Origin of the sequence: Chamaesiphon polymorphus CCALA 037 (assembly GCF_003003845.1) — a bacterium.
GTDB lineage: Bacteria > Cyanobacteriota > Cyanobacteriia > Cyanobacteriales > Chamaesiphonaceae > Chamaesiphon > Chamaesiphon polymorphus.
Map to the genome: position 1 here is coordinate 1 of NZ_PVWO01000669.1, position 2,514 is coordinate 2,514.

The following is a 2,514-nucleotide window of genomic DNA, read 5'->3' on the forward strand; positions in this document are numbered from 1 at the left end:
TAAATGGTTTCGCCTACTTGTCGAGAAATGCTTAAACTATCTTCATCCAGTTTACTATTATCCCGCCCACCTACTTACCTCAAAAAAATACCTGTTGTCTTTGAAGGCCAACGTTGGTATAGTCGTGCGGCAGCAAAGTTAATGCAGCAGATCGGATTGGGACAACTCGTGGTGACAACCCCCATGGCATATATCCAACTAACTATTAAGTTAATCGATGATGATGAATTTCGGATGGAAATGCAGTCTCGGATCGATCGGATCGATTTAGATAAACTTATTTTTGAGTCAGATTGTGGTCGATATTTCCAGCAAGCGATCGATTTATTACTAGTCGATCGCGAGCATTTAAAAAGTGACAATTATAGCCATCCCATTCGGCTGCCGATTTCTCAACCATCAGCTTAAATGTCTAACAGTTTACTAATGAATCCTCGTCAACTAGTCTTATTTGCGCTCAAAGATCTGGAAACAGGTAGTTATACCGATATGGTAATCGATCGCTTATTGACTAAATTTGAACTATCAGCAATCGATCGCAATTTATTTACGGAATTAGTCAATGGCATCGTTCGGCGCAAACGTACTCTAGATGCCATAATCGATCGCCTAGCCAAACAACCCGCACATCGCCAACCGCCAGACTTGAGACAACTATTGCGGCTGGGTTTATATCAACTACGTTATCTCGATCGGATTCCCGATTCGGCTGCTGTCAACACTACCGTAGATTTAGCTAAAGCCAATGGTTTGATTGGTTTGGCTGGTGTAGTCAATGGCATTTTGCGTCAGTATATTCGCCTGCAAGCCGAGAGATCGGAAGTGCTAGATTTGCCTACAAATCCGATCGAGCGACTGGGTATTTTACACAGCTTTCCCGACTGGCTAGTCGCTCAATGGTTGACCGAATTAGGCGAACTTGAAACCGAACAATTATGCCAAGCTTTCAATCGACCTCCGAGTATCGATCTGCGAATCAATAGCTTCCCTATCGACACAGATTTATTAGCTTATGGTTCTAAATCCGATCGGATTCAAGCCCAACGTACTAAATTAATCGAGTTATTTCAAGCTACGAATATTGAAGCGGTACCGATTCCTGACGTTCCCCAAGGGTTGAGATTTGTCGGTAATGTCGGCGCGATCGATCGATTACCTGGCTATCGCGAGGGGTGGTGGACTATTCAAGATAGTAGCGCGCAGCTCGTCACACATTTACTCGATCCACAGCCTAATGAAGTCATTATCGATGCTTGTGCGGCACCGGGCGGTAAAACAACACATATCGCCGAACTGATGGGCAATACCGGGAAAGTTTTGGCACTAGATAAAACAGCTTCCCGGCTCAAGAAGTTACAGCAAAATTTAGACAGGTTGCAATTGAGTAACATTCAAGTTCTCACTGGCGACAGTTGTGGATTTAGCGAACTTACGAATACTGCCGATCGGGTATTATTAGATGCACCTTGTTCGGGATTGGGGACTCTTCACCGCCGTGCGGATGCTAGATGGCAAAAAACACCCGCCCAAATTCACGAATTAGCCCAGTTGCAGGCGCAGTTACTCGCCAATACCGCGACGTGGGTAAAACCTGGCGGCGTGCTAGTTTATGCCACCTGTACGGTATGTTCGATCGAAAATGAGGATGTCATTTTACCGTTTTTAAAAACTCATCCCGACTGGCAGATCGAGCTACCCCCAGCCGATTCGCCGCTAGCTAGTTTTGTCAGCGATCCGGGTTGGATTAAAGTCTGGCTCCATCGCCAACAAATGGATGGCTTTTTTATGGTCAAACTTCGCCGCCAACTTTTATCATCTAATAGTAATAATTCCTAACAAGTTCGATCGCTCGCGAATAGTCAAAAAAAATCGGACGAGGAGATTAATCCATCGATCCGATCCACCGATCCTTAATTTTAGAGAGGAGAACACCAAATTACTGACTAGAAGCCGCAAAAAATTCCAAAATACGATCGATCGTTGACAATTGCCCGCGATCGCTAAGATGTAACTGGCTGCCTGTTAGCGGTTAACTTAGGTGATGTAATCTACTATATAAGTATTGAGAATAGATGTCAATACTTGTTGAAAGATTTTATCAACAATTTTAGAGATGGGGCAGCGGGCATATCTCCAGCGCGATCGAAAGAGCGTACACCTCAGCAGGACTAGCCTTTATTGTTGACGATCGTGGATAAACTCGCTAAATTTAAGCTGGCGTTAAAACAATAAATCGTGTCCAGACCAGCATTAAACAAAGTCATCCTTGGTGGCTACAAAGTCAAGCCAGAAACGATCGATAGATTGAGAGCGGCAGCAATTCAAGCCGGATACACCCACGGTAAAGGTGCCGCGATCGGCGAATTTCTAGACGCGATCGCCCAAATTAACCCTTCACTACTAGCCGAACTCACCAAAAAATAGATTTACAAATAGATACAGCACTTTCCAGTTATATGGAGTACAGTAGTCGTAGATGAATAAATTTTTACAATCAAGCCATATTCGGTCGAT

The 2,514-nt window shown here is 44.2% G+C and carries 3 protein-coding genes; all 3 read left to right on the forward strand.

What is annotated here, in order from left to right; genetic code table 11:
• Positions 1–27: 27 nt before the first annotated feature.
• Positions 28–408: a hypothetical protein gene (locus C7B77_RS28040; protein WP_146138575.1), complete on the forward strand. Its 381-nt coding sequence runs from the start codon at positions 28–30 to the stop codon at positions 406–408.
• On the forward strand, positions 409–1,836 hold the full coding sequence (locus C7B77_RS28045) for a 16S rRNA (cytosine(967)-C(5))-methyltransferase (protein ID WP_245894502.1): 1,428 nt from the start codon (positions 409–411) through the stop codon (positions 1,834–1,836).
• A gap of 399 nt (positions 1,837–2,235) precedes the next feature.
• Positions 2,236–2,424 (forward strand): hypothetical protein, encoded by a 189-nt coding sequence (locus C7B77_RS29470; RefSeq protein ID WP_146138576.1) that lies wholly within the window; start codon positions 2,236–2,238, stop codon positions 2,422–2,424.
• The last annotated feature ends 90 nt before the right edge of the window (positions 2,425–2,514 follow it).